At 64.4% G+C, this 23450-nt stretch carries 20 protein-coding genes, 2 tRNA genes and 1 pseudogene; all 23 read right to left on the bottom strand.

Going from position 1 to position 23450, the window contains the following annotated elements:
* A pseudogene (locus RYM47_RS09245) lies at positions 1-823 on the bottom strand (polyribonucleotide nucleotidyltransferase); the annotation flags it as partial.
* A 149-nt stretch (positions 824-972) separates the two neighbouring features.
* Positions 973-1233 carry a 30S ribosomal protein S15 gene (gene rpsO, locus RYM47_RS09240; protein ID WP_315387373.1) on the bottom strand — a complete coding sequence of 87 codons (261 nt, stop codon included), beginning with the start codon at positions 1231-1233 and terminating at the stop codon, positions 973-975.
* Positions 1234-1396: 163 nt separating this feature from the next.
* Positions 1397-2305 (bottom strand): tRNA pseudouridine(55) synthase TruB, encoded by a 909-nt coding sequence (gene truB, locus RYM47_RS09235; protein ID WP_315387372.1) that lies wholly within the window; start codon positions 2303-2305, stop codon positions 1397-1399.
* An 82-nt stretch (positions 2306-2387) separates the two neighbouring features.
* The gene (gene rbfA, locus RYM47_RS09230) at positions 2388-2798 is read right to left on the bottom strand and encodes a 30S ribosome-binding factor RbfA (RefSeq protein WP_315387392.1); all 411 of its coding nucleotides are present in this window, start codon (positions 2796-2798) and stop codon (positions 2388-2390) included.
* A 57-nt stretch (positions 2799-2855) separates the two neighbouring features.
* Positions 2856-5501 (bottom strand): translation initiation factor IF-2, encoded by a 2646-nt coding sequence (gene infB, locus RYM47_RS09225; RefSeq protein WP_315387371.1) that lies wholly within the window; start codon positions 5499-5501, stop codon positions 2856-2858.
* Between the two features lie 92 nt (positions 5502-5593).
* Positions 5594-7105, bottom strand: coding sequence for a transcription termination factor NusA (nusA, locus tag RYM47_RS09220; RefSeq protein ID WP_006458580.1), 1512 nt, complete (start codon positions 7103-7105; stop codon positions 5594-5596).
* Between the two features lie 4 nt (positions 7106-7109).
* Entirely contained in the window at positions 7110-7700 is a 591-nt protein-coding gene (gene rimP, locus RYM47_RS09215; protein WP_019660578.1) for a ribosome maturation factor RimP, read from the bottom strand.
* Positions 7701-8067: 367 nt separating this feature from the next.
* Positions 8068-8144 (bottom strand) — tRNA-Met (locus tag RYM47_RS09210).
* Between the two features lie 181 nt (positions 8145-8325).
* Positions 8326-8402: transfer RNA gene (locus RYM47_RS09205), tRNA-Met, on the bottom strand.
* 109 nt (positions 8403-8511) lie between these two features.
* Complete coding sequence (gene nuoN / locus RYM47_RS09200; RefSeq protein ID WP_315387369.1) at positions 8512-9972, bottom strand: NADH-quinone oxidoreductase subunit NuoN; 1461 nt, start codon at positions 9970-9972, stop codon at positions 8512-8514.
* 15 nt (positions 9973-9987) lie between these two features.
* A complete protein-coding gene (locus RYM47_RS09195) occupies positions 9988-11496 on the bottom strand; it encodes an NADH-quinone oxidoreductase subunit M (RefSeq protein ID WP_049437087.1) in 1509 nt (502 codons plus the stop codon).
* A gap of 23 nt (positions 11497-11519) precedes the next feature.
* Entirely contained in the window at positions 11520-13691 is a 2172-nt protein-coding gene (gene nuoL / locus RYM47_RS09190) for an NADH-quinone oxidoreductase subunit L (RefSeq protein WP_315387368.1), read from the bottom strand.
* 7 nt (positions 13692-13698) lie between these two features.
* Entirely contained in the window at positions 13699-14004 is a 306-nt protein-coding gene (nuoK, locus tag RYM47_RS09185; protein WP_006381125.1) for an NADH-quinone oxidoreductase subunit NuoK, read from the bottom strand.
* A complete protein-coding gene (locus RYM47_RS09180; protein WP_049437083.1) occupies positions 14001-14657 on the bottom strand; it encodes an NADH-quinone oxidoreductase subunit J in 657 nt (218 codons plus the stop codon). The genes nuoK and RYM47_RS09180 overlap by 4 nt, the downstream gene beginning before the upstream one ends.
* A gap of 9 nt (positions 14658-14666) precedes the next feature.
* Complete coding sequence (gene nuoI, locus RYM47_RS09175) at positions 14667-15155, bottom strand: NADH-quinone oxidoreductase subunit NuoI (RefSeq protein ID WP_006381128.1); 489 nt, start codon at positions 15153-15155, stop codon at positions 14667-14669.
* Positions 15156-15158: 3 nt separating this feature from the next.
* Positions 15159-16253 (bottom strand): NADH-quinone oxidoreductase subunit NuoH, encoded by a 1095-nt coding sequence (gene nuoH, locus RYM47_RS09170; RefSeq protein ID WP_006381129.1) that lies wholly within the window; start codon positions 16251-16253, stop codon positions 15159-15161.
* The gene (nuoG, locus tag RYM47_RS09165; protein ID WP_049437080.1) at positions 16250-18484 is read right to left on the bottom strand and encodes an NADH-quinone oxidoreductase subunit NuoG; all 2235 of its coding nucleotides are present in this window, start codon (positions 18482-18484) and stop codon (positions 16250-16252) included. The genes nuoH and nuoG overlap by 4 nt, the downstream gene beginning before the upstream one ends.
* Positions 18481-19821 carry an NADH-quinone oxidoreductase subunit NuoF gene (nuoF, locus tag RYM47_RS09160; protein ID WP_005410459.1) on the bottom strand — a complete coding sequence of 447 codons (1341 nt, stop codon included), beginning with the start codon at positions 19819-19821 and terminating at the stop codon, positions 18481-18483. Before nuoF ends, nuoG begins: the two co-directional genes overlap by 4 nt.
* 4 nt (positions 19822-19825) lie before the next feature.
* Positions 19826-20353, bottom strand: coding sequence for an NADH-quinone oxidoreductase subunit NuoE (nuoE, locus tag RYM47_RS09155; RefSeq protein WP_006381132.1), 528 nt, complete (start codon positions 20351-20353; stop codon positions 19826-19828).
* Positions 20354-20450: 97 nt separating this feature from the next.
* A complete protein-coding gene (locus RYM47_RS09150) occupies positions 20451-21758 on the bottom strand; it encodes an NADH-quinone oxidoreductase subunit D (RefSeq protein ID WP_057499470.1) in 1308 nt (435 codons plus the stop codon).
* The gene (locus tag RYM47_RS09145) at positions 21755-22504 is read right to left on the bottom strand and encodes an NADH-quinone oxidoreductase subunit C (RefSeq protein WP_010486428.1); all 750 of its coding nucleotides are present in this window, start codon (positions 22502-22504) and stop codon (positions 21755-21757) included. Before RYM47_RS09145 ends, RYM47_RS09150 begins: the two co-directional genes overlap by 4 nt.
* Positions 22505-22537: 33 nt before the next feature.
* Complete coding sequence (locus RYM47_RS09140) at positions 22538-23092, bottom strand: NADH-quinone oxidoreductase subunit B (protein WP_005410463.1); 555 nt, start codon at positions 23090-23092, stop codon at positions 22538-22540.
* Complete coding sequence (locus RYM47_RS09135) at positions 23083-23439, bottom strand: NADH-quinone oxidoreductase subunit A (protein ID WP_008265012.1); 357 nt, start codon at positions 23437-23439, stop codon at positions 23083-23085. The genes RYM47_RS09140 and RYM47_RS09135 overlap by 10 nt, the downstream gene beginning before the upstream one ends.
* Positions 23440-23450: the final 11 nt, after the last annotated feature.

The following is a 23450-nucleotide window of genomic DNA, read 5'->3' as shown; positions in this document are numbered from 1 at the left end:
CCTTCTTGATCGCCGAGATGGCGTCGCGGCGCTGCAGCTTGTCGCGCACCTGGAACGCTTCGCCCAGGCGCGGGCCGATGGCTTCCTGCAGGGCGCTGATCAGCGCGTCGTTCTTGGCCGGGGCAACCCAGGTCGACGGCTTGGTGCCGGCTTCCACGGTCAGCTCGTTGATGGCGTTGATGACCTTCTGCATTTCGCGGTGACCGAAGGTCACGGCGCCCAGCATCACGTCTTCAGACAGCAGCGCGGCTTCGGACTCGACCATCAGCACGGCGTTGGCGGTACCGGCCACAACCAGCTCCAGCTCCGAATCCTTCAGTTCGGTCACGGTCGGGTTGAGGATGTACTCACCGTTCTTGTAACCGACCTTGGCGGCGGCGATCGGGCCCTTGAACGGGGTGCCGGCCAGCGACAGTGCAGCCGAGGCGCCGATCAGCGCGGCGATGTCGCCGTCGATGTCCGGGTTCAGCGACATCACCGTGGCGATGATCTGCACTTCGTTCTTGTAGTCTTCCGGGAACAGCGGACGGATCGGGCGATCGATCAGGCGCGAAATCAGCGTCTCTTTTTCGGTCGCGCGGCCTTCGCGCTTGAAGAAGCCACCCGGGATGCGGCCACCGGCGTAGAACTTCTCCTGGTAGTCACAGGTCAGCGGGAAGAAGTCCTGGCCCTCACGCGCGCTCTTGGCAGCCACGGCGGAGACCAGCAGCACGGTGTCGTCGAACTTGACGATGACGGCGCCACCGGCCTGACGGGCGATTTCGCCGGTTTCAAGCGTGACGGTGTGCTTGCCGTACTGGAAGGTTTTGGTGATTTTTGCCACGGGGGATTCCTTGGGATGATGCTGTCTTCGAATGGACCGCAGGCGACCCTTGCCGCCGACGGGTGACCGGTAGTCCGGTCCAAGCGATGTATTCGGTACTGCCAAAACAAAACCGCGGCGCATTCCTGCGCCGCGGTCGGGAGTCCTGCTTAGCGACGCAGGCCGAGCTTTTCGATCAGGGCCTTGTAGCGCGGAGCGTCTTTCTTCTTCAGGTAGTCAAGCAGGCTGCGGCGACGGTTGACCATCTGCAGCAGGCCACGACGGCTGTGGTGATCCTTCTTGTGGGCCTTGAAGTGGCCGGTCAGCAGCTCGATGCGGGCGGTGAGCAGGGCGACCTGCACTTCCGGGGAGCCGGTGTCGGCGGCGCTGCGCTTGTTGTCTTCAATGACCTTCTGGGTGTCGATCGACATTGCTTTCTTCTCTTTTAGATGCGTGGCCCGCAGAAACGTCCCATTGACGTACCGCGCGACTCGCCGTTAACGAAATGATGAACCCGCGGATGCGGGAAGCCTGAAAAGGCCGCGAAATTGTAACGGTCGCGGCCTCCCGGGACAAGCGCCGGGCAGGTCGGGGTCAGAGGTTGAAGCAGCGCTGCGGGGACAGCCGGCCGGTCTCGTCGACCTCGCCAAGCCCCAGGATCGGGCCGTTCGGGCCGTATACCGCGACGGTGCCGGCGCCCCATGCCGGGTTGCGCAGCCGCTGCCCCACCGAGAATCGGGGTGCCTGTTCAGCATCGAGGTCGATTCGCGGATAGTCCGCCAGGCCGGCCTCCAAGGGCAGCAGCAGGGCTTCCAGGGCGGCTTCGTCGCCCTGCCCCGCCAGTTCGCGCAGCGTGTCCAGGGTGACCATGGGGGCGTCGCGGAACGGGTCCACCCACAAGCGGCGCAGCCCGGCGATGTGGGCGCCGCAGCCCAGGGTCTCGCCCAGGTCGCGGGCCAGGCTGCGGATGTAGGTGCCTGAACCGCAGGTCACCCGCAGCGACAGCCGGGTCGGCTGCTGGTCCAGCACCTCAATGGCGTGAACCTCCACGTCGCGCTCCGGCGCTTCGATGGTCTCGCCCCGGCGCGCCTTCATGTACAGCGGTTCGCCGCCCTGCTTGAGGGCGGAATAGATCGGCGCGCGCTGTCGTATCCGGCCCTTCAGCGGCGCCAGCGCGGCCTCGAGCTGCTCACGGCTGATGGCGGGCACGGGGCGTTCCAGCAGCACGCTGCCGTCGGAATCGTCGGTGTCGGTGGTCTGGCCCAGCACCACCTCGGCGTCGTAGGCCTTGGCCGAGCCCAGCAGCAGGCCGGCGATCTTGGTGGCCTCGCCGAAGCACAGCGGCAGCAGGCCGGTGGCGAGCGGGTCGAGGCTGCCGGTGTGGCCGCCCTTGTCGGCGCGGAACAGGCGGCGTGCCACCTGCAGTGCGGCGTTGGAGCTCATGCCGGCAGGCTTGTCGAGCAGGAGGATGCCGTCGAGGCGACGGAAGGTGATTCGGGTCATGGTGTTTCGTCGGGATGGGTCGCGCAGCCTGGCAGGGCCTGGCTCTACATGACAACAGCCCTTTCGGGCTGTTGGCTGTGAATCATTTTGTCTCGGTGTCGTCGTCTTCGGCGTCGGCTTCGCGGCTTTTTTCCGCCGCCAACGTGTCAGGCAGGTCACGCAACAGGTTGTCGATGCGCTCGCCCCGGTCGACCGAGTCGTCGTAGTGGAAGTGCAGCTCCGGCACGTGGCGCAGTTTCATGGCCTTGGCCAGTTCCATGCGCAGGCCCCAGGCGATTTCCTTCAGGCCCTTCATCGCCTCGTCCGAACGTTCCGGCATGAGGGCGGTGACGAAGATCTTGGCGTGTGCCATGTCGCGCGTGATTTCCACGTCGGACACACTCACCGAAGGCAGGCCGTGTTCACGCACCGCGTTGTGCACGAGCGTACCCAGCTCACGGCGGATCTGGGCGGAAACACGGTCGGTTCGATGGAAGGTTTTGGGCACAGGCAGTCTCTTGGATTGTTGGTTTTCAGTAGGGCCCGACCGTGGGTCGGGCCCGTTCCGCTGTTACAGGGTACGCGGCACTTCGATACGCTCGAAGCATTCGATCTGGTCGCCGGCCTTCACGTCGTTGTAAGCCTTCACGCCAATACCGCATTCAGTACCGTTGCGGACTTCTTCCACGTTTTCCTTGAAGCGACGCAGCGATTCCAGCTCGCCTTCGAACACCACCACGCTGTCGCGCAGGACGCGGATCGGCTTGCTGCGCTTGACCGTGCCTTCGATGACCATACAGCCGGCCACTGCACCGAACTTGGAGCTGCGGAACACGTCGCGGACCTGGGCGATACCGATGATCTCTTCGCGGATTTCCACGCCGAGCAGGCCGGAGGCCACCTGCTTCACCTGATCGATCACGTCATAGATGATCGAGAAGTAACGCAGGTCCACGCCATTGGATTCGATGATGCGACGCGCCGAAGCGTCCGCACGCACGTTGAAGCCGATGACAGTGGCCTTGGAGGCGACGGCCGAGTTGGCGTCGGATTCGGTGATGCCGCCCACGCCGGAGTGGATCACGTTGATGCGGATGTCGTCGTTGGACAGGCCCACCAGGGCCTGGCTCAGCGCCTGCACCGAACCCTGCACGTCGGCCTTGATCACCAGGTTCAGCACCTGCTGGCCATTGCCCTTGCCCAGGGTTGCCATGATGTCTTCCATGCGGCTGCCGGCCGACTGCACCATGCGCGATTCACGGCGCTTGGTTTCGCGCTGCTGCGCGACGTCCTTGGCCAGGCGCTCGTCCTCGACCACGACGAAGTCGTCGCCTGCGTCCGGCACGCCGGACAGACCGAGCACCTGCACCGGAATCGACGGACCGGCGTGGTCCGGCTGCTTGCCGGTTTCGTCGAACAGCGCGCGCACGCGGCCGTACTGGATGCCACAGACCAGGTAGTCGCCCTTCTTCAGCGAACCCTGCTGCACCAGCACGGTGGCGATCGGGCCACGGCCCTTGTCCAGCGAGGACTCGATGACCACGCCGCTGGCGCGGCCTTCGGCCACGGCCTTCAGCTCCAGCAGTTCGGCCTGGATCGAGATGGCGTCCAGCAGGTTGTCGACGCCCGTGCCAGCCTTGGCCGAGATCTCCACCATCTGGATGTCGCCACCGAAGTCTTCGGCCACGACCTGCTCGGTGAGCAGCTCGTTCTTGACCCGCATCGGGTCGGCGCCGGACTTGTCCATCTTGTTGATTGCAACGATCAGCGGCACACCGGCGGAACGGGCGTGCTGGATCGCTTCCTTGGTCTGCGGCATGACGCCATCGTCGGCTGCCACCACCAGCACCACGATGTCGGTCAGCTTGGCACCGCGGGCACGCATCGAGGTGAACGCGGCGTGGCCCGGGGTATCCAGGAAGCTGATCACGCCCTTCGGCGTTTCAACGTGGTACGCACCGATGTGCTGGGTGATGCCGCCGGCTTCGCCGGTGGCGACCTTGGTGCGGCGGATGTAATCCAGCAGCGAGGTCTTGCCGTGGTCGACGTGGCCCATGATGGTGACCACCGGCGGACGCTGGGTGGCTTCGCCCTGGTTTTCACCGGTCGAGGCCAGCAGTGCGTCTTCGGCGTCGTTGTCATTGGCACGGATCGCCTTGTGGCCGAGTTCTTCGGTCACCAGCGCGGCGGTGTCATGGTCGATGGACTGGGTGATGGTGGCCATCACGCCCATCTTGAACAGCGCCTTGACCACCTCGCCGCCCTTCAGCGCGAGCTTCTGCGCCAGGTCGGCCACGGTGATCGTGTCGCCGATCGCCACTTCACGCACCACCGGCGCGGTCGGACGCTCAAAGGCGTGCGGACCGGCGTTGTTGCCACCGCGCGACATGTCGCGACGGCCACCCGCCTGGTTACGCCCGCCCGGACGACCACGGGTGTTGCTGTTGTTGCTGTTGCCACGACGCGCGCGGTCGGCAGCCGACAAGTGCATCTGGCCGGCGAAACGGTCGCCCGGGCCACGCTCGTTGCGCGGCGCGCTGCGGTTGTTGCGGTCGTCGTTGCGCGGCGGCTGCGGCGCACTGCGCGGCGCAGCCGGCGCGGCGGCCGGAGCACGCGGCGGGCGCGGCGCGGTTTCATCGATCGGAGCGCGCTTGGGCTTGGTGGCAGCCAGTGCCTCGGCAGCCTTGGCGGCGGCCGCAGCTTCCTCGGCCGCCTTCTTCTCGGCCTCTGCGCGTTCCTTGGCCGCAATCTCTTCCTCACGGGCACGGACGATGGCTTCGTCGCGCAGACGATCCTTTTCGGCCAGCGCCTGCTGTTCGGCCAGATTGCGCGCGCGCGACTCTTCCAGCTTGCGCAGGATGTCGGCGCGCTCTTCGTCCGGCGTCATGGCGCGCGCACCATCCTTGACGTAGGTGCGCTTCTGGCGCACCTCGACATTCACGGTCGTCTTGCTGCGACCGGAATTGACCGTCACTTCCTGCTGCTTCCGGCGGTTGAGCGTGATCTTCTTTGCAGACTGATCGGTCTCTTCCGGGGCCTGCTCGGGCTTGCCGTGCGAACGACGAAGGAAGCCCAGGAGCTTCACCTTCTCGGAGCTGGTCACGACCTGGTCGGGACCGCTGAACTTCATGCCGGCACCGGCCAGCTGTTCCAGCAGTTTTTCGACCGGCGTGTTGACCAGTTCGGCAAGCTTGCGGATGGTGGTTTGCTGCGACATTCGGATCCTATGATCTTGTGGGCGCCCCCCCGCATCTGGAGGTGGCGCGGATTCTACGCCCTGAGCGGCTCAGGGCCCTGTTCATTGCCGGCTCATTCGCCGCGTTCCAGTCGGGCGATCTCTTCGGCACGGGCGGCCAGGATCAGCGCAGCGGCGCGCGCCTGATCCAGTCCTTCGATGCCGAAGTCCATGACCTCGTCGGCGGCCAGGTCGGACAGGTCCTCGCTGGTACGCACGCCGTGGCCGGCCAGCGCATATGCGGTGGCTTCGTCCATGCCCTTCAGGGACAGCAGGTCCTGCGCCGGCTGGCCGTCTTCAAGGCCTTCCTCGACTGCCAGGGCCTCATTGAGCAGCGCATCGCGGGCACGAGCGCGCAGCTCTTCGACGATGTCTTCGTCGAAACCTTCCACGGCCAGCAGTTCGCCGACCGGGACATAAGCGATTTCCTCGACGGTGCCGAAGCCTTCGCTGACCAGGATGCCGGCGATCTCTTCGTCCACTTCCAGCTTGTCCATGAACAGCTGGCGGGCCGAAGCCTGCTCGGCTTCCGACTTGGCGGTGACCTGGTCCTGGGTCATCACGTTGAGCTGCCAGCCGGTCAGGCGGCTGGCCAGGCGCACGTTCTGGCCGCCCTTGCCGATCGCCTGGGCCAGGCGGTCTTCAGCGACAGCCAGGTCCATCGAGTGCTTGTCTTCATCAACGATGATCGACTGCACTTCGGCCGGCGCCATCGCGTTGATGACGAAGTTGGCCGGGTTGTCGTTCCACAGCACGATGTCCACGCGCTCGCCATTGAGCTCGTTGGACACGGCCTGCACGCGCGAACCGCGCATGCCGATGCAGGCGCCGATCGGATCGGTGCGCTGGTCGTGGGCGAGCACGGCGATCTTGGCGCGGTCGCCCGGATCGCGGGCACAGGCCTTGATTTCCACCAGGCCCTGGCCGACTTCCGGCACTTCCAGCTTGAACAGCTCGATCATGAATTCCGGGGCGGCGCGGCTGATGAACAGCTGCGGGCCACGCGGTTCCGAACGGACTTCGGCCAGGTAACCGCGCACGCGGTCGCCGGCGCGCAGCACGTCGCGCGGAATGCCCTTGTCCTTCGGAATGAAACCTTCGGCGTTGCCACCGAGGTCGACGTAGATGTTGCCGCGCTCCGCGCGCTTGACCACACCGGTGATCAGCTCACCCACGCGATCCTTCCATGCATCCACGACCTGCTGGCGCTCGGCTTCGCGCACGCGCTGGACGATGACCTGCTTGGCGGCCTGGGCAGCGATGCGGCCGAAGTCCGGGTTCTCGATCTGCTCTTCGATGTAGTCGCCGACGTCCACGCCTTCGGCTTCATCGACGGCGTCCATCAGGCGGATCTGGCGATCCGGCGATTCCATGACCACGTCATCGGCCACCACTTCCCAGCGGCGGTAGGTTTCGTAGCTGCCATCCTTGTGGTCGATGACCACGCGGGTCAGCACTTCCTCGTCGGGATAGCGCTTCTTCGCTGCCGAGGCCAGGGCGGCCTCGATGGCATCGAAGATCACTTCACGCGGCACGCCCTTCTCGTTGGCGACTGCGTCGACTACCAGCAACAGTTCCTTGCTCATTGGCTCACTCCGCGCGCGGCTTCTTTGCCGCCGGCTCGTTGGAAGAAGAATTCGTGTTCGGCTTCGGACGCTTCGGTGCCGGACCGGTCGGCTTGCTCGGGGCCAGCCCCAGCGCCACCCAGTCGGGCATGATCCGTGCCTTGTCGATGTTGTCGGCCGACACCACCACTTCAGCCTTGTCGACGATGAAGGTGATGGTGCCTGCGGCCTCGTCGGTCGCTTCGATGCGGCCCTGCAGGCGACGACGGTTGTCCTGCGGCAGTTTCAGCGTGACCTTGGCCGATTCACCCTGGTGGCGGGCGAACTGCTCCAGGTTGAACAGCGGGCGATCCACGCCCGGCGAGGACACTTCCAGCGTGTAATTGCCGCTGATCGGGTCTTCGACGTCCAGCTGCGCCGACACTTCGCGGCTGACCCGCTCGCAGTCGTCGACATTGATGATGCGCTCGGGCTGTTCAGCCAGCGGCACGTCGATGTAAAGGCGCAGGGTCGCACCGCCGGGGGCCGGCAGATACTCAACGCCCAGCAGCTCCAGGCCCAGCGACACAACGGTCGGGGCGAGCAGATTCGCGATGTCGGTTGCCTTGTCGCTCACAGCCTGCCTTGATCTCTTGGTTGGGTGCCGGCCTTGGCCGGCGTGAAAACATGACGCCCCGGAAACGACAAAGGGCCCGCTGGGCCCCTTTTCCGGAAAGACTCCGGTGACTGGATTCCGGTTGCAACCTGCATTGCCTGCCGGTTGCGGCCCTCCTTCCGGGTCTGGACTCCCGCTGGGAGGCCACCTTCAGGGGTATTGCTAGGCCGCTGATGATAGCGGCTGCACCGCGCTGGTGCAAGGTGCGAGGCCTGGGGTCAGATCCCATTTCCGCAGGAAAAGGGATCTGACCCCAATCGGACGGAAACGACGCAAACTGCAAAGAAAAACGCCTTCGAAGCAGGACTTCGAAGGCGATCTCTTTACTTGGTAGCGGGGGCAGGATTTGAACCTGCGACCTTCGGGTTATGAGCCCGACGAGCTGCCAGACTGCTCCACCCCGCAGCAGAAGCGGAATTGTAAGGGAATATGACTATCCGTGCAACCCCAGGCACGTATCGATCATTTTGGCTGGGGTTGCCACGCAGGGCGTGGCACTACCGACGTCCGTCCTGGAACGAGAAAGGCGACCCCGTTGCCGGGATCGCCTTCGTCGTTCCAGTCACCGGTTTGCACCGGGACAATTTGGTAGCGGGGGCAGGATTTGAACCTGCGACCTTCGGGTTATGAGCCCGACGAGCTGCCAGACTGCTCCACCCCGCAGCAGAAGTGGTTGAGTTGATCTGTTACCGCAACGATGTTCTGGCGAAACCGCTGCATCAACAACTCAGGAAACGAATATTACACTATTAACGCAGTTTTGTATCGCTTTTTATGCGAGATGTGCAAAAGCCTGCTGGCACCAGACCATGATCGGGTTCCAGGCCAGGCCGAGCGCCAGCAGTGCCAGGGCGTTCACGCCGAGCACCACGCCCAGCACGCGGTCGTTGTTGGCCGGCAACGGCTCGCCCACCGGCTCGTCGAAGTACATGACCTTGATTACGCGCAGGTAGTAGAAGCAGCCGATCACCGCGCAGATCACGCCGAGGATCGCCAGCCACAGCATGCCGCCGTTGATCGCAGCGCCCAGCACGGCCAGCTTGGTCCAGAAGCCCAGGAACGGCGGAATGCCCGCCATCGAGGCCATGATGCACAGCACCAGGCCGGCCATCCACGGATTGCGGGCGTTCAGGCCCTTCAGGTCGTCGATCTTCTCGGCTTCAAAGCCATTGCGCGACAGCGCGATGATCGCGCCGAAGCCGGCGGTGGACATGATCGCGTAGCTCAGCGCATAGAACAGCGCTGCGGCGTAGCCGCGCTCGCCACCACCGGCGATGCCGAGCAGCAGGAAGCCGATGTGCGAAACGGTCGAATAGGCCAGCATGCGCTTGAGGTTGCTCTGCGCGATCGCCATCAGGTTACCGACCACCAGCGACAGCGCGGCCAGGCCACCGATCAGGTACTTCCACTCGTCCGACAGCGGGCCGATGCCCATTTCCAGCAGACGGTAGGCCATGCCGAAGGCGGCCAGCTTCGGTGCCGAGCTGATGAACAGCGCGACCGGTGCCGGCGCGCCCTGGTACACATCGGGAAGCCACATGTGGAACGGGGCGGCACCCAGCTTGAAGGCGACGCCGGCGATCATGAACACCGCGCCGGTCAGCAGCAGCATCTTTTCGTCGGACTGCGGGATGGCCGCGTTGATCGCATCCAGGTGCAGCGAGCCGGTGGCGCCATAGATCAGCGACATGCCGTACAGCAGCAGGCCCGAGGCCAGCGAACCCAGCACGATGTACTTCATCGCCGCTTCGGTCGCCAGGCCGTTGTCACGGTTGCTCGCCACCAGCGCATAGGAGCACAGCGCCAGCAGTTCCAGGCCCAGGTACACCATCAGCAGGCTGCCGGCCGAGACCAGGATCATCATGCCGGCGGTGGCGAACATCACCAGCACCGGGATTTCGCCCTGGAACAGGTCGCGTTCGCGCAGGTAGCTCCAGCCGTAGATCAGCGTCAGGCCGCTGCACAGCACCACCACGACCTTCATCACATCGGCCGCGGTGTCGCGGACGAACATGCCGTGGAAGACCTCGCCCTGCCCGCCCACGCCCGTGGCGAGCATGAACAGCACGACTGCCAGCGCGGCAACCGAGAACAGGTGGGTCCAGATCTTGTTCTGCTTGCTGATGAACAGGTCGAGGATCATCAGGGCGAACGCACTGCCGATCAGCACCAGCTCCGGAGCGAGCGGCGGCAGGTCAGCGGCGGTCAATGGCAACAGCGGCGAGGTGGTCATCATCAAATCCTGGAATTACAGCAGCTTGCTGGATGCGATCTGCATCGCCAGCTTCGCGATCGAGGGCTCCATCAGGTCGGTCAGCGGCTTGGGGTAGATGCCCAGGGCCAGCACGCCGATGGCGAACACGCCCAGCACCAGCCATTCGCGGCCGTTGATGTCCTTCAGTTCGGCCACGTGGCTGTTGGCCACTTCGCCGAAGAAGATGCGCTTGTACAGCCACAGGGTGTAGGCGGCGCCGATGATCAGGGTGGTGGCCGCGCCCAGTGCGATCCACGGATTACGCTGGAAGGCCGACAGGATGACCATGAACTCGCCAACGAAACCGCTGGTGCCCGGCAGGCCCGCATTGGCCATGAAGAACAGCATGGCGAAGGTGGCGAACCACGGCATCACGTTGACCACGCCGCCGTAATCGGCGATGCGGCGGCTGTGCATGCGGTCGTACAGCACGCCGACGCAGGAGAACATCGCACCGGATACGAAGCCGTGCGAGATCATCTGCACCATGGCGCCCTGCAGGCCCAGGCGGGCGGCATCGGCGTTGCCGGCCTCACGCACCAGCCACAGGGCGATGAAGGTGCCCAGGGTGACGAAGCCCATGTGCGCGATCGACGAATAGGCGATCAGCTTCTTCATGTCGTCCTGCACCAGGGCGACCAGGCCGACGTAGATCACCGCGATCAGCGACAGCGCGATCACCAGCCAGGCCCATTCCTGCGACGCGTCCGGGACGATCGGCAGGTTGAAGCGCAGGAAGCCGTAGCCACCGATCTTCAGCGCGATGGCGGCCAGGATCACCGAACCGGCGGTCGGCGCTTCCACGTGGGCGTCCGGCAGCCAGGTGTGGACCGGGAACATCGGCACCTTGACCGCGAAGGCGATCAGGAAGGCGAAGAAGATCCAGGTCTGTTCCTTGGCCGACAGCGGCAGCGCGTACAGGTCGGCCAGCTGGAAACTGCCGCCCTTCATGTACAGGTAGATCAGCGCCACCAGCATCAGCACCGAGCCGAGGAAGGTGTACAGGAAGAACTTCAGCGCGGCGTAGATGCGGCGCGGACCACCCCAGACACCGATGATCAGGAACATCGGGATCAGCATCGCCTCGAAGAACACGTAGAACAGCATCGCGTCCGTGGCCGAGAAGATACCGACGGTGACGCCTTCCAGGATCAGGAAGGCCGCCACATACTGGTTCACGCGCTTGTCGATGGCGCTCCAGGCGCCGATCAGGGCAAGCACGCTGACCAGGGTGGTCAGCAGGATCAGCGCCACGGCAATGCCGTCCACGCCCAGGTTGTAGCCGATCTTGTACGCCGGGATCCAGGCATGGGTCTCGACGAACTGCAGACCGTCGATGCCCGCGTTGTAGCCGCTCAGCAGCGAGAGGCTTGCAACGAAGGTGAGTACCGCGACGCCCAGCGACGCCCAGCGGGCGGTCTGTGCATCACGGATCGCAAGGATCAGGGCGCCACCGATGATCGGCAGCCAGATGAGGACACTGAGTAGAGGCCAGTTCGACACGTCTTCTTATTCCGTACAGGTCATCAACGCAGGTAATGCATCAGCACGCCCAACAGGGCAATCAGGCCGATGATCATCGCGAAGGCGTAGTGATAGAGGAAACCGGATTGGGTACGACGCAGCACGCCGGCTGCAACGTCCACAACACGTGCCGAGAGATTGACCACGCCGTCGACGATGTTGCTGTCGATCCAGCGCGAGACCTTGCCCAGCTTGACGCTGCCGCCGGCAAAGCCATCGATCCACAGCTTGTCGAAGCCGTACTTGTTTTCCAGCACCGAAACGATCGGGGCGAAGGTCTTGCGTGCCTTGCCCGACAGGTCCGGCTTCCACAGGTAGAACAGCGCGGCCAGCAGGAAGCCCGCCAGGGTCAGCCAGAACGGCGGCAGCATCATGCCGTGCAGCGCGAACGCCACCGGCCCGTGGAACTCTTCGCCCAGGAAGGCAACGGTGTTCTTGGCCGGATCGTAGAAGTCGACGATGCCGGTGAAGAACGTCTGTGCCTGGCCCTTGATCGCCTCGTGCGCATGGTGGCCGGCCCAGTCGGTACCGTGCAGCATCGGACCGATGCTGAAGAAACCGATGGCGATCGACGGGATGGCCAGCAGGATCAGCGGCAGGGTCACCACCCACGGGGTTTCATGCGGCTCATGCGGACCGTGGCCATGGCCGTGGTCGTCATGGGCATCGCCATGGTGGGCGTCGGCGGCGTGGTGATCGTCATGGCCATGGCCATGATCGTCGTGCGCGTCGCGGAAGCGTTCCTTGCCATGGAAGGTCATGAACAGCAGGCGGAAGCTGTAGAAGCTGGTCACCAGTACGCCACCCAGTACCGCCCAGTAGCCATAGGTGGCCACCCAGCTGTTCTGCATGTGGGCGTGGATCTCGGCCGCCTCGATGATGGTGTCCTTCGAATAGAAGCCGGAGAAGAACGGCGTACCGACCAGGGCCAGCGTACCGATCCACATGGTGATGAAGGTGATCGGCATGTACTTGCGCAGGCCGCCCATCTTGCGCATGTCCTGCTCGTGGTGCATCGCGATGATGACCGAGCCGGCACCCAGGAACAGCAGCGCCTTGAAGAAGGCGTGGGTCATCAGGTGGAACACGGCGGCCGAGTAGGCCGACACGCCCAGCGCCACGGTCATGTAGCCCAGCTGCGACAGCGTGGAGTACGCGACGACGCGCTTGATGTCGTTCTGCACGATGCCGATCAGGCCGGTGAAGAACGCGGTGGTGGCACCGATGAAGAGGATGAAGTTCAGCGCGGTCTGCGACAGCTCGAACAGCGGCGACATGCGGGTGACCATGAAGATACCGGCGGTCACCATCGTCGCGGCGTGGATCAGTGCCGAGATCGGGGTCGGGCCTTCCATCGAGTCCGGCAGCCACACGTGCAGCGGCACCTGGGCCGACTTGCCCATCGCACCGATGAACAGGCAGATGCAGATGATGGTGGCGATCGACCAGATGACCGGCTCGTTCATCAGCTGGACGTTCTGGCCGAACAGGGTCAGCGAGCCCGACCACACCTGCAGCTGCGCCTCCGGATGGGCCAGGATCGAGGCATTGGCGAAGACGGTGGCGTAGTCCAGGGTGCCGAACACCCACAGCACGCCGGCGATACCGAGGATGAAGCCGAAGTCGCCGACGCGGTTGACCAGGAACGCCTTCATGTTGGCGAAGATCGCGGTCGGGCGCTTGAACCAGAAACCGATCAGCAGGTACGAAACGAGGCCCACCGCTTCCCAGCCGAAGAACAGCTGCAGGAAGTTGTTGCTCATCACCAGGGTGAGCATCGAGAAGGTGAACAGCGAGATGTAGCTGAAGAACCGCTGGTAGCCCGGATCGTCCTGCATGTAGCCGATCGTGTAGATGTGGACCAGCAGCGACACGAAGGTCACCACCACCATCATCATCGCGGTCAGCTTGTCGACCATGAAGCCGACGTGGGCCGAGTACTGGCCGACTTCAAAGAACGTGTAGATGTTCTGGTTGAACGGCTGCGCACCGCCCCAGAGCAGCTGGTAGAGCGTGTACATCGACAGGCCGCAGGCAACCGCAACGCCGAGGATGGTGATGGTCTGCGCGCCGAAGCGCTTGACCTGGCGACCGAACAGGCCGGCGATGATGCTGCCGAACAGCGGTGCAAGCACCACTGCGATCAACAGACTCTTGGAGAGAGTGATTTCCATCTGTGGATCAGCCCTTCAACGAATCGACTTCGCCGACATTGATCGTGCGGCGGGTACGGAACAGGGTCACCAGGATCGCCAGGCCGATGGCGGCTTCCGCGGCGGCGACGGTCAGGATGAAGAACACGAACAGCTGGCCGGACGGATCGCCCAGCTGACGCGAGAACGCGACGAAATTGACGTTCACCGACAGCAGCATCAGCTCGATCGACATCAGCAGGACGATGACGTTCTTCCGGTTGAGGAAGATGCCGGCCAGGCTGATGGCGAACAGCACCGCGCCCAGCGCAAGCATGTGGCCAAGGGTAATCACGGCTGGGTCTCCTCGCCGGCGGCCGGCTTGCTGTTGCTGTGCACGACCGGCGCCTCGGCGCCCATCTTGACCATGCGCAGGCGCTGGCCGGCCTTGACCATGGTCTGCTCGCCCGGGTTCTGGCTCTTCACGCCGGTACGGCGACGCAGGGTCAGCATCACGGCGGCAACCACGGCCACGGTCAGGATGACCGCAGCAAACTCGAACGGCAGCAGGTATTCGGTGAACAGCGTGCGGGCCAGCCAGGTGACGTTGGAGCTGTCGGCGGCGAGCGCAGCGGCGTTGTCGGCCGGGAACGGGGTGACCGCCCTGCCCTTCACGCCGATCAGGATCAGCATCTGCACCAGCATGGCCACGGCAACGATCAGGCCGACCGGCAGGTAGCGCACCCAACCCTCACGCATCTTGGTGGGGTCGATGTCCAGCATCATCACCACGAACAGGAACAGCACCATCACCGCGCCGACATACACCAGCACCAGCGCCACACCGAGGAACTCGGCGCCGACCAGCAGCCAGACGCAGGCGATGGAGAAGAAGGTCAGCACCAGGCAGAGCACGGCGTGAACCGGGTTGCGCACGCTGATCACCGCACCGGCCGAAACCGTTGCCGCGATGGCGAACACCCAGAAAGCGATATTTACCCAATCCATCTCTCGACCTCAGCGGTAAGCGGCATCGGCGGCGCGACGCTCGGCGATCTCGGACTCGAGACGGTCGCCCAGGGCCAGCAGCTGCGGCTTGGTAACGATGTTTTCGCCACGATTCTCGAAGTGGTACTCGAGGATGTGGGTTTCGACGATCGAGTCCACCGGGCAGCTTTCTTCGCAGAAGCCGCAGAAGATGCACTTGAACAGATCGATGTCATAGCGCGTGGTACGGCGGGTGCCGTCTTCGCGCTTGGCCGAGTCGATGGTGATGGCCAATGCAGGGCACACCGCTTCGCACAGCTTGCAGGCGATGCAGCGCTCTTCACCGTTGGGGTAACGGCGCAGGGCGTGCAGGCCACGGAAGCGCGGCGACTGCGGGAACTTCTCCATCGGGTACATCATCGTGTACTTGGGCTTGAAGCTGTACTTCAGCGTCAGCCAAAGGCCGCCCAGCAGTTCGAGCAGCAGCAGGCTCTTGAAGTAATGGGTAATCCTGTTCATCACTTAGACGCCCTTTTGAATCACGCCGAAGAACACCATGACGGCGGTAACCGCGATCCACAGAATGGCCAGCGGGATGAAGACCTTCCAGCCCAGGCGCATGATCTGGTCATAGCGGAAGCGCGGGAAGCTGGCACGGAACCAGATGTAGGCACTGGCAAAGAAGAACACCTTGACGAACAGCCACGGTGCACCGCCCTTCCAGATCCAGTCGACCAGCGGCGAGACATCGCCGAAGTTGACCCAGCCCTGGATCGGGCTCAGCCAGCCACCAAGGAAGAAGATCGAGATCAGGAAGCTGATCAGGATCATGTTGGCGTACTCGGCCAGGAAGAACAGCGCGAAGGCACCGCCCGAGTACTCGACCATGTGACCGGCGACGATTTCCGATTCACCTTCCACCACGTCGAACGGCGCGCGGTTGGTTTCGGCAACGCCCGACACCCAGTAGATGACGAACAGCGGGAACAGCGGCAGCAGGAACCAGTCGAAGAAACCGGAATTGCCGGCCTGCGCCATCACGATGTTGCTCAGGTTCAGGCTGCCCGACGCGATCATCACGCCGACCAGGGCGAAGCCCATGGCGATTTCGTAGCTGATCATCTGCGCCGAGGCGCGCATCGCACCCAGGAACGCGTACTTCGAGTTCGATGCCCAACCGGCCAGGATGATGCCGTAGATGCCCAGCGAGGTCATCGCCAGCAGGTACAGCAGGCCGGCATTGGCGTTGGACAGCACGATCTGCGAATCGAAGGGGACCACCGACCAGGCCGCGAAGGCCGGGGCCAGGGTGATCAGCGGTGCCAGCAGGTAGATCGCCTTGTTGGCGCTGCTCGGCTGGACCACTTCCTTGAACAGCAGCTTGAAGACGTCGGCAAAGGCCTGGAAGATGCCCATGCCCACGTACATCGGGCCGTGGCGGACGTGCATCCAGCCGATCAGCTTGCGTTCCCAGACCACGTAGAAGGCCACCGAGATGATCACCGGAACGGTGATCACCAGGATCTTCAGGATGATCCAGATCAGCGCGCCGATGTCACCGAGGCCAAGCAGCCACTGGTGCAGCGGGTCGACCGCGTTCAACAGCAATTCGTTCATGCAGCCACCACCGTTACGCGAGCGGCACCCAGCGGCGCGGTCGCGCCGTGGCCCGATTCAATCCAGACCGAACCCGCAGCGACGCGGGCGTCGACCACCACCGGCAGGGTGGCCTTGCCGGCATCGGTGCCGACCTTGGCCATCTGCCCTTCCTGCAGCTGCAGGCGAACGGCATCTTCAGCGTTCAGCACGATGCGCGGGGCGTTGTTGAGCGGATGCGACTGCAGCGCCGGCGCACGACGGACCACCGCATCGGTGCGGTAGATCGCAGCGGTCGAAGCCACTTCCAGGCCTTCGCCGGCAACCACCGGCTGTGCCGAAGCGGCAACGGCGACCGACACCGGAGCCAGGCTGGCACGCAGGCCGGCCAGGTCGGTGAAGTCGAAACCGGCCAGCGCCATGTCGCCGCCCAGGGCGCGCAGCACGCGCCAGCCCTCACGGGCCTCGCCCGGCAGCTTGCCGCCGGCACGGGCCGACTGCTCGCGACCATCGAGGTTGGTCAGGGTGGCGTCGATTTCCGGCAGCGTACCGATCGGCAGGATCACGTCGGCAACATCACGGGTGGAGACGCAGGCGAACTGGCTGAAGGCCACCACCTGGGCACCGACCAGCGCCTTGCGCGCGGCAGGTGCATCGGCGAAGTCCAGGCCCGGCTCCAGGCCGTACACCACGTAGGCCTGGCGCGGCTGCGCCAGCATCGCGGCGACGTCCTTGCCGGCCGGCAGTACGCCGGCGCGGGTCAGGCCAACAGCGTTGGCGCCCTGCGGGATGCGGCACAGCTTGGCACCGGTGGCGGCAGCGAAGTCACGCGCGGCAGCGCGGATCGCGGCAGCCTGCGGGTGGTTCTCGGCGATGCCACCGACGATCAGCACGGTGTTGTTGCCGCCCTGCACGGCCGAACGCAGCTCTGCGTTGGCCAGCGCGTCGACGAACTTCGACGGTGCAACGATCTGCTTGCCGGCGATGCTGAAGGCGAAGTCGAAGTCCACCGGGTTGACGACGTGGATCTCCGCGCCGTTGGTGGTCTGCGCCTTGCGCAGGCGTGCGTGCAGCAGCGGCAGTTCGTGGCGGATGTTGCTGCCCAGAACGACGATGCGGTCGGCGCCTTCGATCTCGGCCAGCGGCAGGCCGAACACTTCGGCGGTGGCGGCGTCGGAGAAATCGCGGTTGTTGATGCGGTGGTCGATGTTGCTCGAGCCCAGGCCCTTGGCCAGGCGGGCCAGCAGCGCGCCTTCCTCGTTCGAGGTGGACGGATGCACCAGCACGCCCAGGTTGTCGCCCTGGTTGGCCTTGAGGATCTCGGCGGCCGCGGCCAGGCCTTCGGCCCAGCTCACTTCCTTCCACTCGCCATTGACCTTGCGCAGCGGCTTGACCGCACGGTCTTCGCTGTACAGGCCCTGGTGCGAGTAGCGATCACGGTCGGACAGCCAGCACTCGTTCACCGCTTCGTTGTCGCGCGGCACGGTGCGCAGCACTTCGCCGCGACGCACGTGCAGGAACAGGTTCGAACCCATCGCGTCGTGGTAGCCCAGCGATTCGCGCGCGGTCAGTTCCCACGGGCGGGCGCGGAACTGGAACACCTTGTTGGTCAGCGCACCGACCGGGCACACGTCGACGACGTTGCCCGACAGCTCGGTGGTCAGCGGCTTGCCGTCGAAGGTACCGATCTGCAGGTTCTCACCGCGGTACATGCCGCCCAGTTCGTAGGTACCGGCAACGTCGGCGGTGAAGCGGACGCAGCGGGTGCACTGGATGCAGCGGGTCATCTCGGTGGCGACCAGCGGGCCCATGTCCTCGTCCGGCACCACGCGCTTGCGCTCGTTGAAGCGGCTGACCGAACGGCCATAGCCCAGCGACACGTCCTGCAGCTCGCACTCGCCGCCCTGATCGCAGATCGGGCAGTCCAGCGGGTGGTTGATGAGCAGGAACTCCATCACCGAGCGCTGGAACTTCAGTGCCTTCTCGCTGCGGGTGGCGACCTTCATGCCATCCATCACCGGGGTGGCGCAGGCCGGCGCCGGCTTCGGCGACTTCTCCACGTCCACCAGGCACATGCGGCAGTTGGCGGCGATCGGCAGCTTCTCGTGGTAGCAGAAGCGCGGAATCGAAATGCCGGCCTTGTCGGCCGCCTGGATGATCATCGAACCCTTGGGCACGACCAGGGACTTGCCATCGATTTCGATGGTCACGTGATCCGGTGGCACGTTCGGGTTTACGGGTTGCGCGCTCATGCGGCGGCTGCCTCCACCTTCTTGCCGTCAACCATCGAATGACCGTTGACGATGTAGTACTCGAATTCGTCCCAGAACTGGCGCAGGAAGCCCTGGATGGGCCATGCAGCCGCTTCACCGAACGCACAGATGGTGTGGCCTTCGATCTGGCCGGCCACCGCCTTCAGCTGGTGCAGGTCTTCCATCGTGGCCTTGCCGGCGACGATGCGCTCCAGCACGCGGTGCATCCAGCCGGTACCTTCACGGCACGGGGTGCACTGGCCACAGGATTCCTTGTGGAAGAACTGGCTGATGCGGCAGGCGAACTTGACGCAGCACACGCTGTCGTCGAGCACCACGATCGCACCCGAACCCAGGCCGGAGCCCAGCGCACGGATGGTGTCGTAGTCCATCGGCAGGTCCTTCAGCTCGGCCGCGGTCAGCACCGGCATCGACACGCCGCCCGGGATCGCGCCCTTCAGGGTGCGGCCCGGACGCAGGCCACCGGCCATTTCCAGCAGATCGTGGAATTTGGTGCCCAGCGGCACTTCGAAGTTGCCGCCGTTCTGAACGCAGCCAGACACCGAGAAGCACTTCGGGCCGCCGTTGGCGGTCAGGCTCAGGCCCTTGAACCACTCCGGTCCGTTGCGGATGATCGCCGGCACCGAACCATAGGTTTCGGTGTTGTTGATCGTCGACGGCTTGCCGTACAGGCCAAAATTGGCCGGGAACGGCGGCTTGTAACGCGGCTGGCCCTTCTTGCCTTCCAGCGATTCCATCAGCGCGGTTTCCTCACCGCAGATGTACGCGCCGGCGCCCAGCGCGCCGTAGATGTCGATGTCCACGCCCGAGCCCATCACGTTCTTGCCCAGCCAGCCGTTCGCATAGGCGTCAGCCAGGGCCTGCTCGAAGTGCTCGAACGGCTCGTGGTGGAACTCACCGCGCAGGTAGTTGTAGCCCACGGTCGAACCGGTGGCGTAGCAGGCGATCGCCATGCCTTCCACCACCGAATGCGGGTTGTAGCGCAGGATGTCGCGATCCTTGCAGGTGCCCGGCTCGGATTCATCCGAGTTGCAGAGGATGTACTTCTGCATGTTGCCCTTGGGCATGAAGGACCACTTCAGGCCGGTCGGGAAGCCCGCGCCACCGCGGCCACGCAGGCCCGAGGCCTTGACCATCTCGATGACCTGCTCCGGCGGGATCTTCTCTTCGAGGATCTTGCGCAGGGCGGCGTAGCCACCGGTCTTCAGGTAGCTTTCGTACGACCACGGGGTGTCGTAATGCAGGGTGGTGTAGACCACCTGGTGCGGCAGCGGCGCGGGGCCGACCGGACCCTTGGATTCGTGGTGATGTGCCATGCCCTTACTCCAGCCCGTCCAGCAGCTCGTCGACCTTTTCCAGGGTCAGACGCTCATGGTAGTGACCGTTGATGACCATCATCGGCGCGCCACCGCAACCGGCCAGGCACTCTTCCTCGCGCTTGAGGTAGACGCGGCCGTCCGGGGTCGATTCACCGTGCTTGATGCCCAGCTTCTTCTCGCAATGGCGGACGATGTCCTCGGCGCCATTGAGCCAGCAGCTGATGTTGGTGCAGATGGCCACGTTGTTGCGGCCCACCTTCTCGGTCTCGAACATCGAGTAGAAGCTGGCGACCTCGTAGGCCCACACCGGCGGCAGATCAAGGTACTTGGCCACGCCGGCGATCAGCTCGTCGGTCAGCCAACCCTCGTTCTGCTCCTGGGCCGCATGCAGGCCCTGCAGCACGGCAGAGCGCTTGCGGTCCGGCGGGAACTTGGACAGCCAGTGATCGATGTGAGCGCGGGTCTTGTCGCTCAGCACCACCATCGGGTCGACGTCGCGCGCCGCCTCGAAATTACCTGTCGCCTTCATCGGCCGACCTCAGCGAAATGCATAACGTGAAATTCCAGAAACTGCGGCGCCGGCTTGCGCCGGCTGCCTGCAGCGGGCGTTGGCGTGGCGGACGGCATTACCGGTCAACCTCGCCGAACACCAGGTCGTAGGTACCGATCATCGCCACCACGTCGGCCAGCATGTGGCCGCGCACGATCGAATCGATCGAGGACAGGTGGGCGAAGCCCGGTGCGCGCAGGTGCACGCGGAACGGCTTGTTGGCGCCGTCGGAGACCAGATAGCAGCCGAACTCGCCCTTGGGCGCTTCCACTGCCGCATAGGTCTCGCCGGCCGGCACGCAATAGCCTTCACTGAACAGCTTGAAGTGATGGATCAGCGCTTCCATGTCGTCCTTCATGTCCTCGCGCTTGGGCGGAGCGACCTTGAAGTTCTTCACCATCACCGGGCCCGGGTTGGCCTTCAGCCACGCCACGCACTGCTTGATGATGCGGTTGGACTCGCGCATTTCGGCAACGCGGACCAGGTAGCGGTCGTAGCAGTCGCCTTCCTTGCCCAGCGGGATGTCGAAATCGACGGCATCGTACTTGGCGTATGGACGCTTCTTGCGCAGGTCCCAGGCAACGCCCGAGCCGCGCAGCATCACGCCGGTCATGCCCCACTGGTGGGCCAGTTCCGGAGTGACCACGCCGATGCCGACGGTACGCTGCTTCCAGATACGGTTGTCGGTCAGCAGGGTTTCGTATTCGTCGACACGACCCGGGAATTCGTTGGTGAAGTTCTCCAGGAAGTCCAGCAGCGAGCCTTCACGCGAAGCATTGAGCTGCTTCAGCGCCTTGCCCTTGTGCCAGCGCGATTCCTTGTACTTCGGCATGTGGTCCGGCAGGTCGCGGTAGACACCGCCCGGACGGTAGTACGCCGCGTGCATGCGCGCGCCGGAGACCGCTTCATAGCAGTCCATCAGCTCTTCGCGCTCGCGGAAGGCGTACAGCATCACCGCCATCGCCCCCAGATCGAGCGCATTGGAGCCAAGCCACATCAGGTGGTTGAGGATGCGGGTGATTTCGTCGTACATGGTGCGGATGTACTGCGCACGCTCCGGCGCCTCGATGCCCATCAGGGTCTCGATCGCGCGCACGTAGGCGTGCTCGTTGCACATCATCGACACGTAATCCAGGCGATCCATGTAGCCGATCGACTGGTTGAAAGGCTTGGACTCGGCCAGCTTTTCGGTACCACGGTGCAGCAGACCCACGTGCGGGTCGGCGCGCATGATGGTTTCGCCGTCCATCTCCAGGATCAGGCGCAGCACACCGTGCGCGGCCGGATGCTGCGGGCCGAAGTTCATGGTGTAGTTGCGGATTTCCTGCCGGCTTTCGGCGGCGTTGCTGGCGAATGCTTCGCCGGCCTGGTGTACGTGGCTCACTTCACTGCCTCCTGCGCGCGCTCACCTTCTGCGGTCTGCAGACGGGCGTCGTCGCGGATCACGCGCGGCACGCCGACGCGCGGCTCCACCGAGGTGACCGGTTCGTAGATCACGCGCTTCTTTTCTTCGTCGTAGCGGACTTCGACATTGCCGATCAGCGGGAAGTCCTTGCGGAACGGATGGCCGACGAAACCGTAGTCGGTCAGGATCCGGCGCAGGTCCGGGTGGCCTTCGAAGATCACGCCGTACAGGTCGAACGCTTCGCGCTCGAACCAGTTCAGGCCCGGCCAGATGCTGGTCAGCGAGGACACCACCGGCAGCGCTTCGTCAGGAGCGAAGCAGCGCAGGTGCATCATCAGGTTGTGCTGGTACGAACGCAGCTGGGCGACCACGGCGAAGCGCTGGGTCGGCATGTGCTGCGGGCGGGCACCGTCGGCGCCGTTTTCCTCGGTGGGGAACTCGCCCCACGCGAAGCGGCCCTGGGCCTTGCCTTCGACGCCACGGCTGAAGCCCTGCGAGGACACGTCGGCGGTGTCCCATTCGTCGGAGCCATAACCGAGGTAGTCGACGCCGCAGAGATCCACGGCCTGCTCGAAACCAAACTCGTCACGCAGCGCCAGGGCGGTGGCGTGCCACTCGGCGGCAGGCACTTCCAGCGTCACTTCGCCGCGGGGTTCGACCACGATGACCTTCGCACCTGCGAAACGTGCGGAGAGTCGGTCGATGAAGGATGCTTGCTCTGCCATGGGGGCTTGGCGCGCTCTTGTCAGGTGAAGGGGTCAGCGGGCGATGGTCTGTGTACGCCAGATCTTCTTCTGCAGCTGCAGGATCCCGTACACCAGCGCCTCGGCGGTCGGCGGGCAGCCCGGGACGTAGACGTCCACCGGCACCACGCGATCACAGCCGCGCACCACAGAATAGGAGTAGTGGTAATAGCCGCCACCGTTGGCGCAGCTACCCATCGAGATGACCCACTTCGGGTCCGGCATCTGGTCGTAGACCTTGCGCAGCGCCGGGGCCATCTTGTTGACCAGGGTACCGGCCACGATCATCACGTCGGACTGACGCGGCGACGGGCGGAACACCACGCCGTAGCGGTCAAGGTCCAGGCGCGCGGCGCCAGCGTGCATCATCTCGACCGCGCAGCAGGCCAGACCGAAGGTCATCGGCCACATCGAGCCGGTGCGCGCCCAGTTCAGCAGTGCATCGACGCTGGTGGTGACGAAGCCCTTTTCCAGCAGCGGGTTGTCGCCTTCCGGCCGCAGGATGTCATCAACCCGGCCTTCCGGCGTGGGGTTGTTCATGAGGCCATCGAGAGTCTGAATCACTCCCATTCCAGCGCTCCCTTCTTCCAGACGTAAATGAAACCGAGGAACAGCATGCCGACGAACAGGCCCATGGTGATGAGCGAACGGGCACCCAGCTCCATGAAGACCTGGGTCCACGGCACGATGAAGATGATTTCCAGGTCGAAGACGATGAACTGGATCGCGATCAGGTAGTAGCGCACGTCGAACTTCATGCGCGCGTCTTCGAAGGCTTCGAAGCCGCACTCGTACGGCGACAGCTTTTCCAGATCGGGGCGGCGGGGACCGAGGAATCGACCAACCAGCATCAGCGTAATGCCGATACCGGTGGCAACGATCAGAAACAGCAGAGACGGCAAATATTCGGCCAGCACAGCGATTCTCT

Origin of the sequence: uncultured Stenotrophomonas sp. (genome assembly GCF_963519125.1) — a bacterium.
Lineage (GTDB): Bacteria > Pseudomonadota > Gammaproteobacteria > Xanthomonadales > Xanthomonadaceae > Stenotrophomonas.
The sequence above is the reverse complement of the archived record's forward strand: the minus strand, read 5'-3'. Positions and strand labels throughout refer to the sequence as shown.

What these genes read in the sequence shown, in the direction of transcription:
- rpsO (WP_315387373.1), bottom strand. Translation starts at nt 1,233, where the DNA reads ATGTCGATCGACACCCAGAAGGTCATTGAAGACAACAAGCGCAGCGCC.
- truB (WP_315387372.1), bottom strand. Translation starts at nt 2,305, where the DNA reads ATGACCCGAATCACCTTCCGTCGCCTCGACGGCATCCTCCTGCTCGAC.
- infB (WP_315387371.1), bottom strand. Translation starts at nt 5,501, where the DNA reads ATGTCGCAGCAAACCACCATCCGCAAGCTTGCCGAACTGGTCAACACG.
- nusA (WP_006458580.1), bottom strand. Translation starts at nt 7,105, where the DNA reads ATGAGCAAGGAACTGTTGCTGGTAGTCGACGCAGTCGCCAACGAGAAG.
- nuoN (WP_315387369.1), bottom strand. Translation starts at nt 9,972, where the DNA reads ATGACCACCTCGCCGCTGTTGCCATTGACCGCCGCTGACCTGCCGCCG.
- nuoL (WP_315387368.1), bottom strand. Translation starts at nt 13,691, where the DNA reads ATGGAAATCACTCTCTCCAAGAGTCTGTTGATCGCAGTGGTGCTTGCA.
- RYM47_RS09180 (WP_049437083.1), bottom strand. Translation starts at nt 14,657, where the DNA reads ATGGATTGGGTAAATATCGCTTTCTGGGTGTTCGCCATCGCGGCAACG.
- nuoI (WP_006381128.1), bottom strand. Translation starts at nt 15,155, where the DNA reads ATGAACAGGATTACCCATTACTTCAAGAGCCTGCTGCTGCTCGAACTG.
- nuoH (WP_006381129.1), bottom strand. Translation starts at nt 16,253, where the DNA reads ATGAACGAATTGCTGTTGAACGCGGTCGACCCGCTGCACCAGTGGCTG.
- nuoG (WP_049437080.1), bottom strand. Translation starts at nt 18,484, where the DNA reads ATGAGCGCGCAACCCGTAAACCCGAACGTGCCACCGGATCACGTGACC.
- nuoF (WP_005410459.1), bottom strand. Translation starts at nt 19,821, where the DNA reads ATGGCACATCACCACGAATCCAAGGGTCCGGTCGGCCCCGCGCCGCTG.
- nuoE (WP_006381132.1), bottom strand. Translation starts at nt 20,353, where the DNA reads ATGAAGGCGACAGGTAATTTCGAGGCGGCGCGCGACGTCGACCCGATG.
- RYM47_RS09145 (WP_010486428.1), bottom strand. Translation starts at nt 22,504, where the DNA reads ATGGCAGAGCAAGCATCCTTCATCGACCGACTCTCCGCACGTTTCGCA.
- RYM47_RS09140 (WP_005410463.1), bottom strand. Translation starts at nt 23,092, where the DNA reads ATGGGAGTGATTCAGACTCTCGATGGCCTCATGAACAACCCCACGCCG.